General features: G+C 58.4%; 20 protein-coding genes and 1 other annotated feature. Of the genes, 3 read left to right on the forward strand and 17 right to left on the reverse strand.

What is annotated here, in order from left to right; all coding sequences use genetic code 11:
• The first annotated feature begins 128 nt into the window (after nt 1-128).
• On the forward strand, nt 129-1289 hold the full coding sequence (locus VE009_RS25460; protein ID WP_325012664.1) for an aminotransferase A: 1161 nt from the start codon (nt 129-131) through the stop codon (nt 1287-1289).
• Nucleotides 1290-1342: 53 nt separating this feature from the next.
• Here VE009_RS25460 and VE009_RS25465 read toward each other — a convergent pair whose 3' ends face one another.
• The 4 genes from VE009_RS25465 to lspA form a co-directional block, all read right to left on the reverse strand.
• Entirely contained in the window at nt 1343-2485 is a 1143-nt protein-coding gene (locus tag VE009_RS25465) for an N-acetyldiaminopimelate deacetylase (RefSeq protein WP_325012665.1), read from the reverse strand.
• On the reverse strand, nt 2485-3186 hold the full coding sequence (dapD, locus tag VE009_RS25470; protein ID WP_325012667.1) for a 2,3,4,5-tetrahydropyridine-2,6-dicarboxylate N-acetyltransferase: 702 nt from the start codon (nt 3184-3186) through the stop codon (nt 2485-2487). The genes VE009_RS25465 and dapD overlap by 1 nt, the downstream gene beginning before the upstream one ends.
• Nucleotides 3187-3252: 66 nt before the next feature.
• A complete protein-coding gene (locus VE009_RS25475) occupies nt 3253-4191 on the reverse strand; it encodes an RluA family pseudouridine synthase (protein ID WP_325012669.1) in 939 nt (312 codons plus the stop codon).
• Nucleotides 4172-4684 (reverse strand): signal peptidase II, encoded by a 513-nt coding sequence (gene lspA / locus VE009_RS25480; protein WP_325012671.1) that lies wholly within the window; start codon nt 4682-4684, stop codon nt 4172-4174. The genes VE009_RS25475 and lspA overlap by 20 nt, the downstream gene beginning before the upstream one ends.
• A 160-nt stretch (nt 4685-4844) precedes the next feature.
• Between lspA and VE009_RS25485 the strand changes: the two genes are divergently transcribed.
• Complete coding sequence (locus VE009_RS25485) at nt 4845-5576, forward strand: TraR/DksA C4-type zinc finger protein (protein ID WP_325012673.1); 732 nt, start codon at nt 4845-4847, stop codon at nt 5574-5576.
• 18 nt (nt 5577-5594) lie between these two features.
• On the opposite strand, the gene VE009_RS25490 is transcribed toward VE009_RS25485, so the two are convergent.
• The 12 genes from VE009_RS25490 to spoIIGA all read right to left on the reverse strand — a co-directional run bounded on the left by VE009_RS25490 (nt 5595) and on the right by spoIIGA (nt 15925).
• Complete coding sequence (locus VE009_RS25490; protein ID WP_325012675.1) at nt 5595-5909, reverse strand: DUF5665 domain-containing protein; 315 nt, start codon at nt 5907-5909, stop codon at nt 5595-5597.
• A 20-nt stretch (nt 5910-5929) separates the two neighbouring features.
• Complete coding sequence (ileS, locus tag VE009_RS25495; RefSeq protein WP_325012765.1) at nt 5930-8692, reverse strand: isoleucine--tRNA ligase; 2763 nt, start codon at nt 8690-8692, stop codon at nt 5930-5932.
• A gap of 70 nt (nt 8693-8762) precedes the next feature.
• Nucleotides 8763-9022, reverse strand: a binding site (T-box leader).
• A gap of 44 nt (nt 9023-9066) precedes the next feature.
• A complete protein-coding gene (locus tag VE009_RS25500; protein ID WP_325012677.1) occupies nt 9067-9579 on the reverse strand; it encodes a DivIVA domain-containing protein in 513 nt (170 codons plus the stop codon).
• Between the two features lie 90 nt (nt 9580-9669).
• Nucleotides 9670-10452, reverse strand: a complete 783-nt coding sequence (locus VE009_RS25505; RefSeq protein ID WP_325012679.1) for an RNA-binding protein — start codon at nt 10450-10452, stop codon at nt 9670-9672.
• A 9-nt stretch (nt 10453-10461) separates the two neighbouring features.
• The gene (locus VE009_RS25510; RefSeq protein WP_325012681.1) at nt 10462-10734 is read right to left on the reverse strand and encodes a YggT family protein; all 273 of its coding nucleotides are present in this window, start codon (nt 10732-10734) and stop codon (nt 10462-10464) included.
• A gap of 20 nt (nt 10735-10754) precedes the next feature.
• Nucleotides 10755-11174 (reverse strand): cell division protein SepF, encoded by a 420-nt coding sequence (locus VE009_RS25515; protein WP_325012683.1) that lies wholly within the window; start codon nt 11172-11174, stop codon nt 10755-10757.
• Nucleotides 11175-11193: 19 nt separating this feature from the next.
• Nucleotides 11194-11892, reverse strand: a complete 699-nt coding sequence (locus VE009_RS25520; protein WP_325012685.1) for a YggS family pyridoxal phosphate-dependent enzyme — start codon at nt 11890-11892, stop codon at nt 11194-11196.
• Nucleotides 11893-11902: 10 nt separating this feature from the next.
• Nucleotides 11903-12739 (reverse strand): peptidoglycan editing factor PgeF, encoded by an 837-nt coding sequence (pgeF, locus tag VE009_RS25525; RefSeq protein ID WP_325012687.1) that lies wholly within the window; start codon nt 12737-12739, stop codon nt 11903-11905.
• A gap of 121 nt (nt 12740-12860) precedes the next feature.
• Nucleotides 12861-13205: a YlmC/YmxH family sporulation protein gene (locus tag VE009_RS25530; protein ID WP_325012689.1), complete on the reverse strand. Its 345-nt coding sequence runs from the start codon at nt 13203-13205 to the stop codon at nt 12861-12863.
• Nucleotides 13206-13323: 118 nt separating this feature from the next.
• Nucleotides 13324-14106 (reverse strand): RNA polymerase sporulation sigma factor SigG, encoded by a 783-nt coding sequence (gene sigG, locus VE009_RS25535; RefSeq protein WP_325012691.1) that lies wholly within the window; start codon nt 14104-14106, stop codon nt 13324-13326.
• 106 nt (nt 14107-14212) lie between these two features.
• Nucleotides 14213-14935, reverse strand: a complete 723-nt coding sequence (gene sigE / locus VE009_RS25540) for an RNA polymerase sporulation sigma factor SigE (protein WP_325012693.1) — start codon at nt 14933-14935, stop codon at nt 14213-14215.
• Between the two features lie 45 nt (nt 14936-14980).
• Nucleotides 14981-15925 carry a sigma-E processing peptidase SpoIIGA gene (spoIIGA, locus tag VE009_RS25545; RefSeq protein WP_325012695.1) on the reverse strand — a complete coding sequence of 315 codons (945 nt, stop codon included), beginning with the start codon at nt 15923-15925 and terminating at the stop codon, nt 14981-14983.
• Nucleotides 15926-16578: 653 nt separating this feature from the next.
• On the opposite strand from spoIIGA, the gene VE009_RS25550 reads away from it, so the two are divergent.
• On the forward strand, nt 16579-17400 hold the full coding sequence (locus VE009_RS25550; protein ID WP_325012697.1) for an IS1595 family transposase: 822 nt from the start codon (nt 16579-16581) through the stop codon (nt 17398-17400).
• 1095 nt (nt 17401-18495) lie between these two features.
• On the opposite strand, the gene ftsZ is transcribed toward VE009_RS25550, so the two are convergent.
• Nucleotides 18496-19611 (reverse strand): cell division protein FtsZ, encoded by a 1116-nt coding sequence (ftsZ, locus tag VE009_RS25555; protein ID WP_325012698.1) that lies wholly within the window; start codon nt 19609-19611, stop codon nt 18496-18498.
• Between the last annotated feature and the right edge of the window lie 18 nt (nt 19612-19629).

The raw sequence follows: 19629 nt of genomic DNA on the forward strand, positions 1-19629 counted from the left end.
TGCCAGCCTCACGGGACTGCCCTTTAAAGGTGCGTATTTGGTTATTGAGATTATGCCACGAACCTAACGTTCAAGTCAACCCATTTTGTGCTATGATGTTGTTACTTTGTGTAGGCAGGTGTCGATTTATGTTAGAGCATTTAGTACGCGGCGACATTCGGGACATCGCGATTTCCGGCATTCGCCAAATGGCGAACCGGGTCGCCCAGTATAAAGACGTTCTGTCGCTGACGATCGGACAGCCCGATTTCCCGACGCCGCAGCATATCGTGGACGCGGCGTCGCGCGCCGCGAACGCGGGCAAAACCGTATACACCCCGAACGCGGGCCTGCCGGAGCTGCGAGACGCCGCGGCGGCGTTCGTTCGGACGAAGTACGGTCTCGACTACCGCGGGGCGGACGAGACGCTCGTCACCGTCGGAGCGAGCCAGGCGATTGATATGGCGCTGCGCACCATTCTCGAGCCCGGCGTCGAGGTCGTGCTGCCCGGCCCCGTATACCCGGGCTACGAGCCGCTCATCCGGATGTGCGGCGCCGTCCCCGTGTACGTCGACGTGACCGGGAGCGGCTTCAAGCTGACCGCCGAGCTGCTCGAGCCGGCGCTGACCGACAAGACGCGCTGCGTCATTCTGGCGTCGCCGTCGAACCCGACAGGCGCGGCGCTGTCGCCCGAGGAGCTGTCGGCGCTCGCCGAGCTGCTCTCGCGCCGGGATCTATTCGTCATCTCCGACGAAATCTACAGCGAGCTCGTATACGATCGTCCGCACGCGTCCATCGCCGCCTTCCCCGGCATGCGGGATCGCACGATCGTCGTCAACGGGCTGTCGAAGTCGCATTCGATGACGGGGTGGCGCATCGGCTTTACGTTCGCGCCGGCGTACCTCACCCAGCACATGGTCAAAGTGCTGCAATACAACGTCACCTGCGCGGCGTCGGTGAGCCAATACGCGGCGCTCGAGGCGCTGACGGCGGGCATCGACGACGCGCTCCCGATGCGCGAGGCGTACATCGCCCGCCGCGATTACGCGTACGAGCGGCTCGCCGCGATCGGCTTCGACGTCGCGAAGCCGGAGGGCGCGTTTTACATCTTCCCGTCGATCCGCCGGTTCGGCCTCGATTCGACGACGTTCGCCTATCGGCTGCTCGACGAACAGCGCGTCGCCGTCGTGCCCGGCAGCGCCTTTACCGCGCTCGGCGAAGGCTACATCCGCCTATCGTACGCCTGCTCGATGGAAACGCTCGGCGCCGCGCTCGACCGCCTCGAAGCTTTCGTAAATTCTTTGCGGTAATGTACCGATCATCCACCCTCATCTCATGCGAAAAAACCTCCGCGCGACTTGCGTCACGCGGAGGTTCCTATTTTCCGAATGTATTCGCTCATAAGCCGGATCGCCACGTCGATCGCGCCTTCGCTCGGCTCGATCTTCGCATGATGCAGCCCGTACGGCGTGTCGACGCCGAGCCAAAACATAAAGCCCGGAATCTCCTTCAGGAAGTACCCGAAGTCCTCCCCCGTCATCGCCGCGTCACATTCGATCAGCTTCACGTCCGGCTGCTCGGCTCGCACCCAGTCCATGAACGCAGCCGTTTCCGCCTCATGATTATACACTTGGTAATAATTAGAGCCGTAATCGAGCTCCGCTTTGACGCCGAAGCCAGCTTCGAGCCCGTCGAGCAGCGCTTCGATGCGCGACTTCACTGCCGGCATCGAGCCTTCCGACAGCGTTCGGATCGTCCCTTCGAGGCGCACATGGTCGGCGATAATGTTCTGCCGCGTCCCGCCTTGGATGACGCCGAGCGTCACGACCGCGGATTCGAGCGGGTTGACGTTGCGCGCGACGATCGTCTGCAGCTGCATGACGAGCGAGGCGGCGGCGACGATCGTGTCGTTCGTCTTATGCGGGAACGCCGCATGACCGCCGACGCCGCGCAGGTCGATGAACAGCTCGGACGTGTTCGCGAACAGTGTGCCGGCCCGGGTCGCGATCGTGCCGACCGGGTATTCCGGCGCGACGTGCAGCGCCATCATGAGGTCCGGCTTCCACGCCCGGAACTCCTCGCTCTCCATCATCGGCTTCGCGCCGCCCGGGCCTTCTTCCGCCGGCTGGAAGACGATCAGCACGTCGTCGTCGACCGGACGGTCCACGACGGCTGTCAAGACGCCGAGCGCGATCGCCATGTGCATATCGTGGCCGCAGGCGTGCATGAAGCCGGGATGCTCCGAGCGGAATGGGTACGACGTGTCCTCCTCGATCGCGAGGCCGTCCATGTCCGCTCGGTACCCGATGCATCGGCTGCCGACGCGCCCCTTCACCCGCGCGAGCACGCCCGTCCGCCACGTCTTGACTTCAAGGCGGTCCTGCGGCAGCCGGGCGATGTAGTCGAGCAAATACCGCTGCGTCTTGAACTCCTGGAAGCCCGGCTCCGGGATGCGGTGCAGCTCGCGCCGGACGGCGGCGAAATTGGTCGCAGCCCCCGCAGCCATTACTTCAGGTTCCGCAGCTCTTGGATAATTTCCGTCTTCGACTTCGTCTTCTCGTCGACCATCTTGATGACGCGAGCCGGTACGCCCGCGACGACCGCGTTGGCCGGCACGTCTTCCACGACGACGGCGCCCGCCGCGACGACGGCGCCCGCGCCTACGCGCACGCCTTCGAGAATGACCGCGTTCGCGCCGATCATGACGTTGTCTTCAATGACGACCGGCTGCGCGGACGGCGGCTCGATGACGCCGGCAAGGACGGCGCCTGCGCCCACGTGGCACATTTTACCGACCTGGACGCGGCCGCCGAGCGTCGCGTTCATGTCGATCATCGTGCCTTCGCCGATGACGCAGCCGATGTTGAGCAGCGCGCCCATCATGATGACGGCGTTGTCGCCGATCGTCACCATGTCGCGGATGATCGCGCCCGGCTCGATACGCGCGTTGACGTTTTTCAGATCGAGCAGCGGAATGGCCGAATTGCGGCGGTCGTTTTCGATTTCATAATACTCGATCGTCGACGCGTTCGCTTCGAGGATCGGCTTCACTTCCGCGAGGTCGCCGAACAATACGCCGCCGCCAGTGCCGAATTCGAACACTTTCACGTTGCCGGCGTCGCCGGAAATGGAGCCTTTGTAATACACCTTTACCGGCGTAACTTTTTTGCTGTTCTTAATAAAGTTGATAATCTCCATCGTATCCATCGAATAAAGCCCTCCTAGAGAAATATAAGTAAAGTGTTCCGAGGAACACGTCTTACGAAAAACGGATTACGACAACCTTAGATGCTCGATAAATTCCTGCATTTCGTCGGGAATCGGCGCCTCGAACGTCAGCCGTTCCCCCGTGCGCGGATGCGTAAAGCCGAGCACCGCCGCATGCAGGGCTTGTCCAGGAACGTTCATCGTACGGGTGCGCGAGCGGCCGTAGACGGGATCGCCGACAAGCGGGTGACCGATGAATTTCATATGTACGCGGATTTGATGCGTCCGGCCGGTCTCCAGCATCAGCTCGACGACCGTGTGCTCCGCGAACCGCTCGAGCACGACGAAATGCGTCACCGCATGTTTGCCGCCCCGATCCGTCACCGTAAACAGCTTCCGATCCTGCGGATCGCGGCCGATCGGCGCGTCGATCGTGCCTTGGTCGTGCTGCAGCACGCCGTGCACGACGGCGACGTAGCGCCGCGTCACCGAATGCTCCTTGAGCTGCGCGGCAAGGGAATTGTGAGCGACGTCGTTCTTCGCCGCCATCAGCAGCCCGGACGTATCTTTGTCGATCCGGTGCACGATGCCGGGGCGAATTTCGCCGTTAATGCCCGACAAATCTTTGCAATGGTACATAAGCGCATTGACGAGCGTCCCGCTCCGGTGGCCGACCGCCGGGTGCACGACCATGCCCCGCGGCTTGTTGACGACGATGACGTCCGAATCCTCGTACTTCACGTCGAGCGGAATCGGCTCCGGCACGAGCTCCGTCAGCTCCGGCTCCGGCGGCCGCACGACGACCTCGTCGCCAACCGACAATTTATAATTCGGCTTCACCGCCGCGCCGTTCACCGTGACGTGGCCGTCGCGAACCCAATCCTGCAGCTGCGACCGGGACACGTCCTCGAGCGCCTCCGCGAGCATTTTGTCGATTCGCTCTCCTGCCTCGTCCTCGCCGATCTCCAGCGCGAACGCTTCGAACTCATCCGTTGACGGAATCATGCGACGTCCTCCGTTTCTCGCGTCTCGTTTCCAATAGCGTGTCCAAGATGACGAGCGCGATGCCGACGCAGATGCCGGAATCCGCTACGTTAAAAATCGGAAAGTCGTACACGAATGGAATGCCGATGCCGCGGAAATCGAACTTGAAATCGAAAAAGTCGACGACTTCGCCGAGCCGGACCCGGTCGACGAAATTGCCGAGCGCTCCGCCAAGCAGCAGCGACAGCGCGAGCGGCATCAGCTTCCGCCCTTCGCGGATCGTCCGCAGCATATAGTACACGATGCCGATCACGACGATAATCGTGACGACGATAAAAAACACGCGTTGATCCTGCAAAATGCCCCACGCCGCTCCGCGATTGCGGTGAGACGTCAGCGAGAAAAAGTCGCCCCATACCGGGATGACTTCTCTGATCTCCATGCGCGTCACGACGAGCCATTTCGTCCATTGATCAAGCAGTAAAACGATGAGCGCTATTAGCCAAAAGATCAACGTCTGTGCCTCCTGTCGGAATCGAAATTCCAACCGTCATTGTAACATAGCATTCCCCAGAACGTCCACGTTGTGCCCGTCCGCCTAGCAATTCCCGCTCGTAAAACATCTGATGCGGGCGAACCATAAGGTTACTACCTAGGGAAGGGGAGCCGCAACGATGGACATGCTGCAGAAGCCGCAATTGAATCAACTGCGGAACAACCTCATACGCGAGCGGGACGAGCTGACGAGCCGTCTTGAACATAGCGACAAGTTCGGCATGAACGAGCCGATGGGCATCGAGCTCGGCGAGTTGTCCCTCGTCGACAACCATCCGGGGGATATCGGCTCGGAGATGTTCGAACGCGGCAAAGACTTGGCCTTGACCGAGCTGTGGGAGCACCAGGTCGAAAAAATCGAAGCCGCGCTCGAGCGCATGGACAACGGCACGTACGGCCGCTGCCTCGAATGCGGGGAGCCGATTCCGCTCGAACGGCTAGAAGCGCTGCCTTCCGCCGAGTATTGCATCAAACACGTGCCTGACGACGACACGTCGTACCGCAGGCCGCGGGAAGAAAAGTTTCTCGCCCCGGCGATGCGCTCGGATATGGACCATGACGACACGACCCAGTTCGACGGCGAAGACGCCTGGCAAATCGTCGAACGGTGGGGCACATCCAATACGCCGGCGCTGCAGGAAGGCCGCGAACTGACGGATTACAACGATATGTACATCGAGTCGGACGAAAACGAAGGCTACGTCGAGCCGCTCGAGAGCTTTTTAGCTACCGACATGTACGGCAACAACGTAACCTTCATCCGCAACGACGAATATCAGCGTTATATGGAACAAGGGGAAGGCTACGGCCTGCTCGAGCCCGATCGGTACGAGGACGACGATCTGCGCTGATCGACCGCCGCGCCTTCATCAATAATACATTCCGCCCTTGTTCATATGCGCTTGCACCGACTCGACCAGATCGGCGATGTAATGCCCGATGATGGGCAGATCGAGCGCGCCGATCTGGCGTAGTACATACACGATCGTCGCCGAAAAAACGGTGACGCCGATCGCGATGCCGACGCCTCTGGCCGCGCCGGCGATTAAATTTTGAATAATGAGCCGGCGCGGAGAGTTCAGGAGCTGCACGTATTCCGCCAGCTGTGCCCGTTCCAGATGATTCGCGATCGCTTCCACCTGAGATTTCAGCTTGTCGGGCGCTGCCGTCCCCTCGCTCGCCATTCTCATCACTCCTTATCGCCTTAAAGAACTGTCAGCTGTTTGACCACTTCCGTGCAGCGGTCGCACAGCGTCGGATGATCCTCGTGCGTGCCAACCTCCGGCGTGACGATCCAGCATCGTTCGCACTTCTCGCCTTCCGCCGTTTCCACCTTCACCGCGACGCCTTTCAGCGCCAGGGCATCCGCAGGCGCAGCGTCTTCGCTGACGACCGCTTCCGAGACGATGAACAGCTTCTCGAGTTCGTCGAATTGCGAAAGCAGCGACGCCGTTTCCGCCGACGGGTACAACACGACCTTCGCGCTCAAGCTGTTGCCGATGCGCTTGTCTTTCCGCGCGACTTCGAGCGCTTTGAGCACTTCGTCGCGCACGTCGATGAGCGCTTCCCACTTCTTCTCGAGCGCCGCGTCGAACCATTCCGAGCGAACCGGCGAGAACACGGTCGTCTGTACCGTCTTGCTATCGACGCCCGGAATGAACGCCCACACTTCGTCCGCCGTATGCGGCAGAATCGGCGCGATCAGCTGCGTGACCGTCAGCAGCGATTCGTGCATGACGAACTGCGTATGCTTTCTCGCCACGCTGTCGGCCGCGTCCGCGTACAAGCGATCCTTCATGATGTCGAGGTAGAAGGCGCTCATTTCGACCGCGAGGAAATGGTGCACCGCCTGATATACGGTGTGGAACTCATACTTCTCGTACGCGTTCAGCACCTTCTCCTTCATCCGCTCGAGGCGGATGAGCGCGAACCGGTCGAGCTCCGACAGCTCGGCGATGTCGAATCGGTCGTTCGCCGGATCGAAGCCGGACAAGTTGCCGAGATAAAACCGCAGCGTGTTGCGGATTTTCCGGTACACTTCCGCCGTCTGCTGCAGGATCCCATCGGACAAACGCTGGTCGGACTGGTAATCGGTCGAAGAAACCCACAACCGTAGGATGTCCGCCCCCAGCTGGTTGCATACTTTCAGCGGATCGACCGTGTTGCCGAGCGACTTGGACATTTTCCGGCCTTCGCCGTCGAGCGTAAAGCCGTGGCTTAGCACCGCTTTGTACGGCGCGCGGCCGTGGACGGCGGTCGACGTGATTAGCGACGAGTTAAACCAGCCGCGATATTGGTCCGAGCCCTCCAAATACAGGTCGGCCGGCGACTGCAGGTCTTCGCGCGCTTCGAGCACGGCCATATGGCTGGAGCCGGAATCGAACCAGACGTCCATGATGTCGGTTTCCTTCCGGAATTCGCCGTGGCCGCATTTGCCGCAAGCGGTGCCCGCCGGCAGCAGCTCCTGCTCCGTCTTCGCGAACCAAGCGTCCGAGCCTTCCTGCTCGAATACGTTCGCCACGTGCTCGATCGTCGCGTCGTTCACGAGCGGCTCGCCGCACGAACGGCAGTAGAAGATCGGGATCGGGACGCCCCACACCCGCTGACGGGAGATACACCAATCGCCCCGGTCGGCGATCATGTTATGCAGGCGCACTTCGCCCCAGTGCGGCGTCCACTCGACGTTCTTGATTTCGTCGAGCATCGTCTGCCGGAACGCGTCGATCGACGCGAACCACTGCTCGGTCGCCCGGTAGATGACCGGCTTCTTCGTCCGCCAATCGTGTGCGTACTGGTGCTTAATGAAGCCCATGTGCAGCAGATGGCCGCTTTCCTTCAGCTTCTCCGTGATGACTTTGTTCGCGCTGTCGTAGAACAGCCCCTCGAAGCCCGGCGCTTCCGACGTGAAGTGGCCCTGGTCGTCGATCGGGCTCAGTACGCCGATGCCGTACTTTTGCCCGACGGCGAAGTCGTCTTCGCCGTGCCCCGGCGCCGTATGCACGCAGCCCGTGCCGGCTTCCAGCGTCACGTGCTCGCCGCACATGACCAGCGATTCGCGGTCATAGAACGGATGCTGGCACGTGACATATTCCAGCTCGGAGCCGCGCACGCGGGAAACGACGTTCGCGTCCGCCCAGCCGAGCTCCTTCGCGACGCTCTCCAGCAGCCCTTCGGCGACGACGAATTGGCGTCCTCCCGTTTCGACGACGACGTACGTGAACTCCGGATGGACGGAGATGCCGAGGTTGGCCGGCAGCGTCCAAGGCGTCGTCGTCCAGATGACGATTTCCGCGTCCGCCGGAAGCTTGCCCATCGCGTCCTTCACCTTGAACGCTACATAGATAGACGGCGACGTTTTTTCGCGGTATTCGATTTCGGCTTCCGCCAGCGCGCTCTCCGAAGACGGAGACCAGTAGACCGGCTTCAAGCCTTTGTAGATATACCCTTTGTTCACCATTGCGCCGAAAAGGCGGATTTGCTGCGCCTCGTACTTCGGCGTCAGCGTCACGTACGGGTTGCTCCAGTCGCCGCGGACGCCGAGCCGCTGGAACTGCTTTTTCTGCCGCTCGACCCACTCCCACGCGTATTCCGCGCACAGCTTGCGGAACTCGAGCGTCGTCATTTTTTTCCGATCGGCGCGGCCGCTGTTCGCGATCGCCTGCTCGATCGGCAAGCCGTGCGTATCCCAGCCCGGAACGAACGGCGCGTCATACCCTTGCAGCGATTTAAAGCGGACGACGATGTCCTTAAGCACCTTGTTCAGCGCGTGGCCGATATGGATGTCGCCGTTCGCGTACGGCGGGCCGTCGTGCAGCACGAACTTCGGCCGCCCCTCCCGCGCTTTGCGCACCTCGTTGTACACGTCCATTTCGTCCCAACGCGCCTGCATCGCGGGCTCCGCCGTCGGCAGGTTGCCGCGCATCGGGAAATCGGTCTGCAGCAGATTCAGCGTTTTGCTGTAGTCCATTTTCTCCATCTTGTTCTCCACCCTTCTGACGTATCGTACATCGTTATGAAAACACAAAAAAACTTTCCGCCCAAGGGACGAAAAGTTTCGGTTTCGTGGTACCACCCTTCTGATTCGCCGCACGCACTGCTCCACCGCAGCGTCATGCCTTGCGAACCACTCTTGCCATCGGTAACGGAATGACCCGGCTCGGGCTACTGGCGGATTCCGCGTTCGGCCGAGCGCTCATGGATGATGTTCGGCCGTTCGTTCGACGCCGGGCTTTCACCTGTCCCCGGCTCTCTGGGAAGAACGCAAATACGGCGTACTCGTTCCATTCAACGCTTTCAATATGACTTGAATTGCATATACAATAGCAAATTACCGAGCGAAAATCAACGGAGGCTGTCGCCCGTCGCGTGCGAATTGGAAATCGACGGCGTAGAACTCGTATCGAGCGTATCCCAGCTGTCATGGTTCAGCATTTCGAGCTGCGCCTCGATCAGCGTCTTGAAGCGCGTCCGGTAAATCGAAGCCTGCTTCTTCAGCTCTTCGGTCTCGAGCGCGACTTTCCGCGATTTCGCCAAGGACTCGTTAATGATCCGATCCGCGTTCTTCTCCGCCTCCCGGATGATAAGCTGCGCTTCCTTCTTCGCGTTCGATTTCACCTCGTCGGCCGCTTCCTGCGCCACGATGATCGTCTTCGACAGCGTTTCCTCGATGTTCGAGAAATGGCCGAGCTTCTCCGTCATCGCCTGTACTTGGGCTTGGAGTTCTTTGTTTTCGCGAATGAGCGCCTCGTAATCTTTAATGATCTGATCAAGGAACTCGTTGACCTCGTCCTCGTCGTAACCGCGAAGTCTTCTGCTGAACTCCTTGTTGTGAATATCGAGCGGCGTTAACGGCATAGGTGCACCTCCTGAATGCTTTGAACGATCCTATTTGGAAAAAGAGACTAGCAACATACTTTCGACACGAACCGGGGAATTCCTGCACGTTTATGCAAATTTCCCGATTCTCAGGCGAATGCGTCCCTTTTTGGACAGCCCGTCCACAGATAAAATTTTGAATCGTCCGAAGCCCTGGAGCGACACGACGTCGCCTTCCTTCACCTGCCGCGACGGGTCTTCCTCGACCTTCCAATTCACCTTGCAGCGCCCCGCCTGGATCGGCCCCAGCACCTTCGCGCGGGACAACCGGGCCGCCTCGCTGACCACGCCGTCGAGCCGAAGCGACGCGACGGTGCAAAACATCTCCTCCAGCTCCTGTTTGGCGACGATGAGCCGGTCTGTCGGCAAAATTTCCGTAAACACGCGCGTTCGGCCGACCTGCGACAGATGCAAAGCGAAGAACGGCGCCATCTCTTCCGCCACGAGGATGTGTGAACCCCACCCGTGCACGTGGATGTCGCCGATTTTGTCCCTTTTGACGCCGAGGCCGAGCATGGCGCCCAAATAATCGCCATGGTCCAGCTCGGCGATTCGCTCGTCCTCGCCCGTGATCGCCAACACCGAAATGCCAATCGGCTCGTAGGCCGGATCGAGAAAATCCGGGACGAAGATCGCCCGGCGGCGTTCGGCATCCGCATAGCCGCCGTCCGTTCGGACTTCGGTCCCGTCCTGCCGGTTCGCCAGCGACTCGACGATGAACGCTTGCCGCGGGTCCAGAAAGTCGGTCCGTTTAACCTGTTTGCGTACGGCCGCGTCCTCCAACCATTCCGCCACTTTATCGATAAACGGCTTCTCTTCGGGTCGAAAATGCTCGTAGGGTATCGTTCTCATCGGGACGCCTTACGGAATGATGAAGCGGATGACCGTTTCCACGCCAAGGGAGATGAACTGCATCGCGATAATCGCGACGATCGGCGAAACGTCGATCACGCCGCCGATCGCCGGAATGAACCGCCGGAAGATCGACAAGTACGGCTCCACGAAACGACCGAGCAGCTGCCCGATGAAGCTGTCTCTAGCATTCGGCACCCACGAGAGCAGTACATAGGCGATAATCATGTACGTATACACGCTCAACAACGTATTCACTAATGAAACTATCGAATTTTCCAACGTCGGACCACCTCTTTACGTTATGTATTGTCGTTCATCATGTCGGTGATGACGCCTTGGATTTCTACCGAATCCGGCGTGCATACGAAAATGTTCGGCCCGACCTTGGAGATCGCGCCGTTCAGCGCGTAGACGGTGCCGCTCAAAAAATCGACGATGCGCATCGCCTGCTCCGGACGGACGCGCTGCAGATTCACCAAAATCGCCCGGCGCGACCGCAGGTGGTCGGCGATGTCCTGCGTCTCTTCGTAATTACGCGGCTCGCACAGCACAAGTTTCGAAGTTTTTTGCGCATGCAGCGAAACGACGTTGTTTTTTACTCGCCGAATTTCTCCGGGGTCGCGCTCCGGCTCTTCCGGCGTCTCGTAATGCTGCTCTCTCTCCGTTTCCACTTCTTCCTGCAAACCCAAGAAGTTAAAGATCCGGTTCATCACGCCCATCTTCTCTCCTCCCCTTACGTTACCCTTCTTTGCCGACTAAGACGGAACCCAACCGAACCCAAGTCGCGCCTTCTTCGATCGCGATCTCGAAATCGTTCGACATCCCCATCGACAGGTGCGCGATCGGCTTGCCGTACGCGCCTGCCGCATTGGCTTCCTCCCTTAACTCGCGCAAACGGCGAAATACGGGCCTAGTTTTTTCGGGATCTTCCTCGTGCGGCGCCATCGTCATCAGGCCGACGACGTCGATCGCGCTGCACGATTTCAGCCGCTCTAAGAAGGACATCAATTGGTCGGGCGGCAGTCCGTACTTCGTCTCTTCCCCGGACACGTTCAATTGAACGAAGCAAGGCACGACGAGGCCGAGCCGCTCGGCCTTCTTCTGAATTTCTTCGGCGAGCGACCATCGGTCGAGCGAATGTACCGCCGCGAACCGGCCTAGCACGTCTTTCACCTTGTTCGTCTGCAAATGGCCGATAAAATGCCACTTGACGTCCTCCCGCTCCCGAAGCGCTTCCCATTTGTCCTTCGCGTCTTGCCAGCGATTTTCGCCGATATTCGAATATCCGGCCTCAATCACTTCGACAGTGCGTTCCAACGTCACGTATTTGGTAACGGCGATCACGTTCACCTCGCCGCGTTCCCTGCCGCTTCTTTCGCAAGCGGCCGCTATGCGCCGTTCGACCCGACCCGCCGCGTCTCGCAGCGTCTCGTTCACGGGCGTCACCTCACTCTTTCCGCGCGATCCACGCTGTCATCCGTCCGGTGCGTCCTTGTTCTTTCCGATGCGAGAAGAACAAATCCGTCCGGCAGCTGGTGCAATACACAGATATTTCGATATGATTCGCCAAAACTCCTGCTTTTGTCAGCATTTGTCGATTGAATTTTGCTAAATCGAGCATATAGCGTCCTGGAACCGCCGCCGGCTCGATTGAATCGCTCCCCTCGGGGATATGCCGCGCGACGGCTTCGTCCACCTCGTAGCAGCAGCCGCGGATGGACGGCCCGATCGCGGCCAGCACATCGGACGGTTTCGTGCCGAAGGCGCGGGTCATCGTCCGTACCGCCTCCCCGGCGACGTCGGCCACCGCCCCGCGCCAGCCGGCATGCGCGATCCCGACGGCGCGGCGCTCCGGATCGACGAGCCAGATCGGCACGCAATCGGCGTAGAACGCGTTCAACATGACGCCCGGTTCGATGGTCACGAGCGCATCCTTCGCCTCGATCGCGTCGGATCGCGAAAGCCGTCCGGCGCCGGCGTCGACGGCCGTCACGACCGCGACGTCCCGCCCGTGCACCTGCTCCGCGCACGTCCAGCGGTCGAAGGCGAAGCCCGCGGCCGCAGCCACGCGGCGTCGGTTCTCGGCGACGTCCCCGTCGAGGTCGCCGACATGCAGCCCGCAGTTCAGGCTGCTCCAAGGCTCCGCGCTTACCCCGCCGAGGCGCGTCGAAAACCCGGCGCTCAGCCAAGGGAACCGCTCCTCCCATTCCTTGATTCGCAGCAGCGCCGTCCCGTCTTCCGCCGTGTACAGCTCGAACGGCTCCCGCTTCGCCGATTCGTTCAAGGCGATCCCTCCTCAACGGCTTCCTGACGACCATGATTTTACTCAGTGTACCATAAAACCGAACGGCATACGAACGAACCCCCTCGCTCTAGAGGGGTCCGTACGCATGCCGCTCGTGGGATTACCTGTACTCGTCGTCCTCGGGGTCGTCCCGGTAACGGTCGCGCTCGCGGTCTCGGTCGCGGTAGTTCTTCGAGCCGTCTTTGACTCGCTCCTCGACGCGATACACCCTTGGATCGTCCAGCTTCACCAAAATGACGTCCGCGCCGATTTTCACGATCGATCGCCAAGGAATGACGATATCGTCGCCTCCGCCGAAAAAGCCGAAAAATCGTCCGGCGCTCGGCACGACGATCGATTCGATGCGGCCGACGCGCAGATCCAGCTCGATGTCGCTGATTTGTCCGAGCTTCCTGCCGTCAACGATATTGATGACGTCTTTCGTTTGAAAATCGGATATTTTCATCGAGGACACCCGCCTATCCCTACCACTATATGAAGAAGCGGCGGAAATGTGTCCTGATTTTTTCTCCTTAATAAAACAAACGCCCCGTCCCGCTGCAAGGCGGAACGGAGTTACGGCCTTACGTTTTTACGTGCTTCTGCATTTGGTTGATCGCTGACTTTTCGAGCCGCGACACCTGCGCCTGGGAAATGCCGATCTCCTCGGCGACCTCCATTTGCGTCTTACCTTCGAAAAAGCGCATGGACAAAATCATCTTCTCGCGGTCGTTCAGCTTCCGCATCGCCTCGCGCAAAGCGATCTCCTCGATCCACGAGACGTCTTTGCTTTTTTCGTCGCTGATTTGATCCATGACGTAAATCGGGTCGCCCCCGTCTTGGTAAATCGGCTCGAACAGCGACACCGGATCTTGGATCGCGTCGAGCGCGAACACGACGTCCTCTTTCGGCACGCCGAGCTCGAACGAAATTTCGTTGATCGTCGGCTCTCGGGAATTGCGGTTCGTCAGCTGATCGCGGACTTGCAGCGCCTTGTACGCGATATCCCGCAGGCTTCGGGACACGCGAATCGGGTTGTTGTCCCGCAAATACCTCCGAATTTCGCCGATGATCATCGGCACGGCATACGTGGAGAATTTGACGTTTTGGCTTAAATCGAAATTGTCGATTGCCTTCATCAGGCCGATGCATCCGACTTGGAACAGATCGTCGACGAATTCGCCCCGGTTGTTAAACCGTTGAATGACGCTTAACACCAGGCGCAAATTGCCGTTCACCAATTTCTCCCTTGCGGACCGGTCTCCCATTTGTTGCAACGAGACGAACAATTCGCGCATTTCGGCATTGGTTAATACCGGTAGTTTCGAAGTATCCACACCACAGATCTCGACTTTATTGCGGGTCATGCGTAAATACCTCCCAAGGAGAGACATTAATGATCATTATCTCCGAGAGGTGGGAGAATATTCTTGAACAACTCCCGCAAAAAAGTCAAGCCCGCCGGGAGGCGGGCTACACCATCTTGTTGAACTCCTTGCGGAGCCTTTTAATAATGCGTTTTTCAAGCCGAGAAATGTAGGATTGGGATATACCGAGCAGATCCGCGACGTCCTTCTGCGTCTTCTCCTCTCCGTCCAACAACCCGAACCGCAGCTCCATAATGACGCGCTCCCGTTCGGTCAGCTTGTCGAGCGCCTTCTGCAACAGCTTTCGATCCACTTGCTCCTCGATGTTGCGGTAAATCGTGTCGTTTTCCGTGCCCAGGACATCGGAGAGCAGAAGCTCGTTCCCGTCCCAGTCGATGTTCAGCGGCTCGTCGAACGAAACCTCCGTCCGAATTTTGCTGTTTCTTCGCAAATACATTAAAATCTCATTTTCGATGCAGCGGGAAGCGTACGTGGCCAATTTGATCTTTTTGTCGGGATCGAACGTATTCACCGCTTTGATCAATCCGATCGTCCCGATCGATACCAAATCCTCGATATTGATGCCCGTATTCTCGAACTTGCGCGCGATGTAAACGACAAGGCGTAAATTGCGTTCGATCAGCATCGACCGAATGGCCGCGTCCCCCGTCGACAGCTTCGCCAGCAAATACTCCTCTTCTTCCCGCGTCAGCGGCGGAGGCAGCGCTTCGCTTCCCCCGATATAGTAGATTTCCTCGCTCTTTAACCGAAGCAGGAACAACAAGCGGTAATACCATATCGTCATCGTCAATTTCCATCGCAGCAGCATAAGCCTTCCTCCTCGGTATTCTAGGTTGCGGGAACGTTTTTCCGTTTAAGGTACCATTGCGGGATGAATGATCGCTTGGTACGCGCCGTCGGCGCTCAAGGTTCCCCCGTCGATGCCGATCAGCACCTTCGTAACGTCCGTCTGTTGTCCGTCGCGAACGATAGTAACCCCGTCGGGCTTCATCGCCAGCATGAACGTCGTGTTGCCGTTGATGCCGCGGTACGGCACCAGCCGAAGTCGCTCCCTCCAGGGGAACGTTTCCTCCGCGCCCGCTTCCGCGCCGGCCGCCGTCTCGCCGAGCCACTGGAGCACGCGGTCCGCTTCGCGGGCGCGAATCGCCTCCAGCCAACGCTCCGGGATCGCGTCCTTCCATACGGCGGCTTCCATGACCATCACAGGTGTCCGAGTCAAAGGATCGTACAAATGATTGCCGGTATCGATCAAACCGGTGCAGCGATACGACGCTTCCCCGACGTTGACGACGACCTCTGCCAAAAATTCGGCCTTTTTTTCCTTCCGTTTCGCCCCGGCGTTCACCCTTCGGAAAGCCATGACGCCGACAGCGCCGGCGGCGACGACCGACCACAACGATACGCCAAGCGCGTATTGGAAACCGCCCGTGCTCGTGAACAAAATGCCGTTCCACACGTCGTGCGAAGACTGCAGCATGTAATGAACGCCTACGATCGTCCCGGCCGCCGCCGCATTCACGACGTAAAACGCCGCCAGCAATCCCGCGAACCGGGCGAAACTTTTGTAGCCGAATGCTGTCATAATCATCATCGCTGAAAATAAACATTTAACTACAAATGAGTAGAAGACCGTCATCGCCGGAACGAACATCATTAACACATACGACGCGCCGATGGCCGACGACAGTCCGACCCGCCATAGGGCCGGTTTGACGCTGCGCACTTTCGCTGCGGCAAGGAGCATCGCGAAATCGAGCGCGAAATTGGTGAGAAATACGACGTCCAGGTACACGACCATGCGTTCATCCTCCGTTGCTGCCGGTCGGCGGGACGTGCGTGATATCGTCCACGGAAGCTAGTATACCTGAACCCCGCTTCGAAAGTCTGTCTAAACCCGCTGTAAAAACGGCGCTTTTTTTGTCGACCGCATTTGTCGAACGCCTCTCTCCTTTAGACGCCCTTGCAAGCTCTGCAACAATAGTGCTTTCCCCGAATTGTCCGCAATCGCGCATTTCGGCATGGACGCTTACCTCCCGCCCCCTTCTTCATCGTTTTACACGCCCCCTTTTTCGCCGTCGACATCCCAGTCCGTATGAATCACACCTTTACCCTAGCTTTTAACTGCCGATCTTCTAGCTTCATCGAATCGCTTTGAAACTTCGTGTTTTCACCGCGCGCAGCACCTTCCCGGCTCTTCCGGGTTGTACTTACCTCCCGTCTTACGCGCTATCCCATCGGCTCAGCCGTCACCCTTCGAACCTCCCCGACGCATTTCTTACGTGATATCCCATCGACTCAGCAAACCAATGCAACTTCACTTACGCGATATCCCTGCGGCTCAGCAAATACTTATCGCAGCATTTGTTTGCAGCCATTTACCATCAATCATTGAAATGCGAACATTTGTTTGGTATAATGAGGGAAAGTTTTTGGAAATCGGTGGGATTTCTTGTGGAGGATATCGTTCAATTCTTCTACCAAAGAAAATGGCCTGACGGGTTTCGTTGCCCCCGGTGCGGACATTCAATCGCTTATACCATTCATTCGGAAAAGCGCTCCCTGCCCTTATACCAGTGTCAGGCTTGTAAACATCAAACGACCCTAACCGCCGGTACCGCTCTGGAGCGAAGCCGTACGCCCCTCGAAAAATGGGCAGTCGCGATCCAAGCCATGTCCCGCGACGAAAGCATTAATGCCGTTCAATTAATGGGCATCATCGCCGTTACATATAAAACAGCTTGGTCCATGCTGAGAAAACTTCGTCAATGCATCAACCAGTGGGATGCGGCACAACCGTTGGTCGGCCGACTGGCAGCGGGTGCCGCCACGTATGGTACCCCCGCTTTTCGGACATGCCTGCGATATCCCCACGAACGTCCGGTTATCGTTGGCATTTCGTATGACCGAACTGGAAATCCGATCTATACGAAAATGAAACCCGGCGATGCCGAACTGCTGCGGAACGCCTCGAAACGCCGACACTGGGAAAACGAATTTGTTCGGAACCATGTCAGAAGCGAGTTCCCCGTTCAGATCTTACCGCGCATCCCTTTTCACAAAAATGAGGACTTGCGCAGTGCATACTATTCCGCCACATCTTGGATCCATCGAACATTTCGCGGCATCAGCTCCCGATATTTAGAGCTGTATTTTGATGAATATTGCTTTAGAATCAATATGCGGCTCCATGGTCAAAATCCAATTGAGGTGCTGCTATCCGCCTGCATGCAGACGTCGTCACACACATCAATACGGATGGCTGCTGCAGCATAATTTATTCAAATATTTAACGAAATTAATAAGTTATCACAATCGTAGGACAAGAGCAGGTTCTTAAGCACAAATAACGGCGAAAGTTAACATAAATAAGTACTTTGGGAAAATTTCAAACTAGTAAGCATAAGTAATCCCAGCTATCGGATATCGATTTTAAACCTCTTAAAGTGTGGAGAGAAATTACCTCCAAACGAACTCTCGCTCCATCCTAATGCGATGCATGTAATTATCTGAACCAATGGGATAACACGTAAGGCATCGAAGCGCGTGGTAGCCCAACCCCCAAACCGTCATCGTTGTAAATGCAGCGCTCCTCGTTACCGTCTGGTTGCCGAATGGACTCTCTCATTCGCTGATTTTAGGGGACAACGTGTTATTAATGACGTATCTTTCATTGCAGCCGGAACAGATCCAGAGGAACACCCCCTTACCAACTCGCGGAAGTCGTTAGTAAAACGATTTGGGAACGTACTGAGCCAATGGGATAATGGGTAGGAATGTGGAGGCCGCGTGGAGATCTGCAGAGAAAGTAGGAGAACGGGATGGGCACAGCGAGGCTTCCCTTCTGAGTCGATGGTATAGCGCGTAAGCGTGCGCGGAGAGGCTTTCTGCTGAGCCGATGGGATAGCGCGTAAGCGTGCGCGGAGAGGCTCACTGCCTGAGCCGAAGGGATAGCGCGCGTAAGCGTGCGCGGAGAGGCTCACTGCTGAGCCGATGGGATAGCGCGTAAGCGTGCGCGGAGAGGCTCACTGCCTGAGTCGATGGGATAGCGCGTAAGCGTGCGCGGAGAGGCTCGTTGCTGAGCCGAAGGGATAGCGCGCGTAGGCGTGCGCGGAGAGGCTCACTGCCTGAGTCGATGGGATAGCGCGTAAGCGTGTGCGGAGAGGCTTACTGCCTGAGCCGATGGGATAGCGTGTAAGCGTGCGCGGAGAGGCTTACTGCCTGAGCCGAAGGGATAGCGCGTAAGCGTGCGCGGAGAGGCTCACTGCCTGAGCCGATGGGATAGCGAGTAAGAGTCCGAGAGCATGCAAGAAGCCCCATCCGCGCAAAAGGCGGGTGGGGCTTCGTTCGCGTTGATTCGTGATGTGACGATTAGTCGTCCATCAGGTTTTTGTTGCGGTTGCGCAGGAATGTCGGGATGTCCAACTGGTCGCTGCTCGGCGTGTTGCCGAACGGGCGAATGTTCGGTTGGGTCCGCGGCTCCGCGCCGTCGGAAGCGACGCCAGGGCGGCGAGGCGGCTGCGGCGCGCTTGGCTTATGCTCGAAGCCGGTTGCGATGACGGTGACCTTGATTTCTTCCTTCAAGGATTCGTCGATAATCGCGCCGAAGATCATGTTAACTTCCGGATCGGCTGCCGCGATGACGATTTCCGCCGCTTCGTTAACCTCGTACAAGCTGAGGTCCGCGCCGCCGGTAATGTTCATGATGACGCCGCGAGCGCCGTCGATCGACGTTTCGAGAAGCGGGCTCATGATAGCGCGCTTCGCGGCTTCCGCCGCGCGGTTTTCGCCGCTGGCGCGACCGATGCCCATCAGCGCGGAGCCGCGCTCTGTCATGATCGTCTTTACGTCGGCGAAGTCGAGGTTGATCAGACCCGGAACGGCGATCAAGTCGGAGATGCCCTGCACGCCTTGGCGCAATACGTTATCCGCTTCGCGGAACGCTTCGAGCATCGGGGTTTTCTTGTCGACGATTTCAAGCAGTCGGTCGTTCGGGATTACGATCAGCGTGTCGACCTTCTCTTTCAAGGCCGCGATGCCAAGCTCCGCTTGCGCTTGACGCTTGCGTCCTTCGAACGTAAACGGACGAGTCACAACGCCGACGGTCAGCGCGCCGCATTCGCGCGCGATGTCCGCGATGACCGGGGCTGCTCCCGTACCGGTGCCGCCGCCCATACCCGCCGTAACGAACACCATGTCGGCGCCTTTGAGCGCGTTGACGATCAGATCTTTCGACTCCTCGGCCGCTTTCTTGCCGACCTCCGGATTCGCGCCGGCGCCAAGACCCCGCGTCAGCTTGTCCCCGATCTGAAGCTTCGTTTCCGATTTCGCCAAGTGAAGCGCTTGTGCATCCGTGTTGACTGTAATAAATTCGACACCTTTAACGCCGTTATCGATCATTCGGTTGACAGCATTGCTTCCGCCGCCGCCAACGCCGATCACTTTAATTTGCGCTAGTTGGTCCATGTCGAGATCGAATTCTAACATGCAAGCTCCCCCTTGGCC

It is taken from the genome of Paenibacillus sp., from assembly GCF_035645195.1.
Taxonomy (GTDB): Bacteria; Bacillota; Bacilli; order Paenibacillales; family YIM-B00363; genus Paenibacillus_AE.

Bases quoted from the DNA above. Each gene is read 5' to 3' on its own strand.
- VE009_RS25460 (WP_325012664.1), top strand. From the start codon at position 129: ATGTTAGAGCATTTAGTACGCGGCGACATTCGGGACATCGCGATTTCC.
- VE009_RS25465 (WP_325012665.1), bottom strand. From the start codon at position 2,485: ATGGCTGCGGGGGCTGCGACCAATTTCGCCGCCGTCCGGCGCGAGCTG.
- dapD (WP_325012667.1), bottom strand. From the start codon at position 3,186: ATGGATACGATGGAGATTATCAACTTTATTAAGAACAGCAAAAAAGTT.
- VE009_RS25475 (WP_325012669.1), bottom strand. From the start codon at position 4,191: ATGATTCCGTCAACGGATGAGTTCGAAGCGTTCGCGCTGGAGATCGGC.
- VE009_RS25485 (WP_325012673.1), top strand. From the start codon at position 4,845: ATGGACATGCTGCAGAAGCCGCAATTGAATCAACTGCGGAACAACCTC.
- VE009_RS25490 (WP_325012675.1), bottom strand. From the start codon at position 5,909: ATGGCGAGCGAGGGGACGGCAGCGCCCGACAAGCTGAAATCTCAGGTG.
- ileS (WP_325012765.1), bottom strand. From the start codon at position 8,692: ATGGACTACAGCAAAACGCTGAATCTGCTGCAGACCGATTTCCCGATG.
- VE009_RS25500 (WP_325012677.1), bottom strand. From the start codon at position 9,579: ATGCCGTTAACGCCGCTCGATATTCACAACAAGGAGTTCAGCAGAAGA.
- VE009_RS25505 (WP_325012679.1), bottom strand. From the start codon at position 10,452: ATGAGAACGATACCCTACGAGCATTTTCGACCCGAAGAGAAGCCGTTT.
- VE009_RS25515 (WP_325012683.1), bottom strand. From the start codon at position 11,174: ATGGGCGTGATGAACCGGATCTTTAACTTCTTGGGTTTGCAGGAAGAA.
- VE009_RS25530 (WP_325012689.1), bottom strand. From the start codon at position 13,205: ATGAAAATATCCGATTTTCAAACGAAAGACGTCATCAATATCGTTGAC.
- sigG (WP_325012691.1), bottom strand. From the start codon at position 14,106: ATGACCCGCAATAAAGTCGAGATCTGTGGTGTGGATACTTCGAAACTA.
- sigE (WP_325012693.1), bottom strand. From the start codon at position 14,935: ATGCTGCTGCGATGGAAATTGACGATGACGATATGGTATTACCGCTTG.
- spoIIGA (WP_325012695.1), bottom strand. From the start codon at position 15,925: ATGGTCGTGTACCTGGACGTCGTATTTCTCACCAATTTCGCGCTCGAT.
- ftsZ (WP_325012698.1), bottom strand. From the start codon at position 19,611: ATGTTAGAATTCGATCTCGACATGGACCAACTAGCGCAAATTAAAGTG.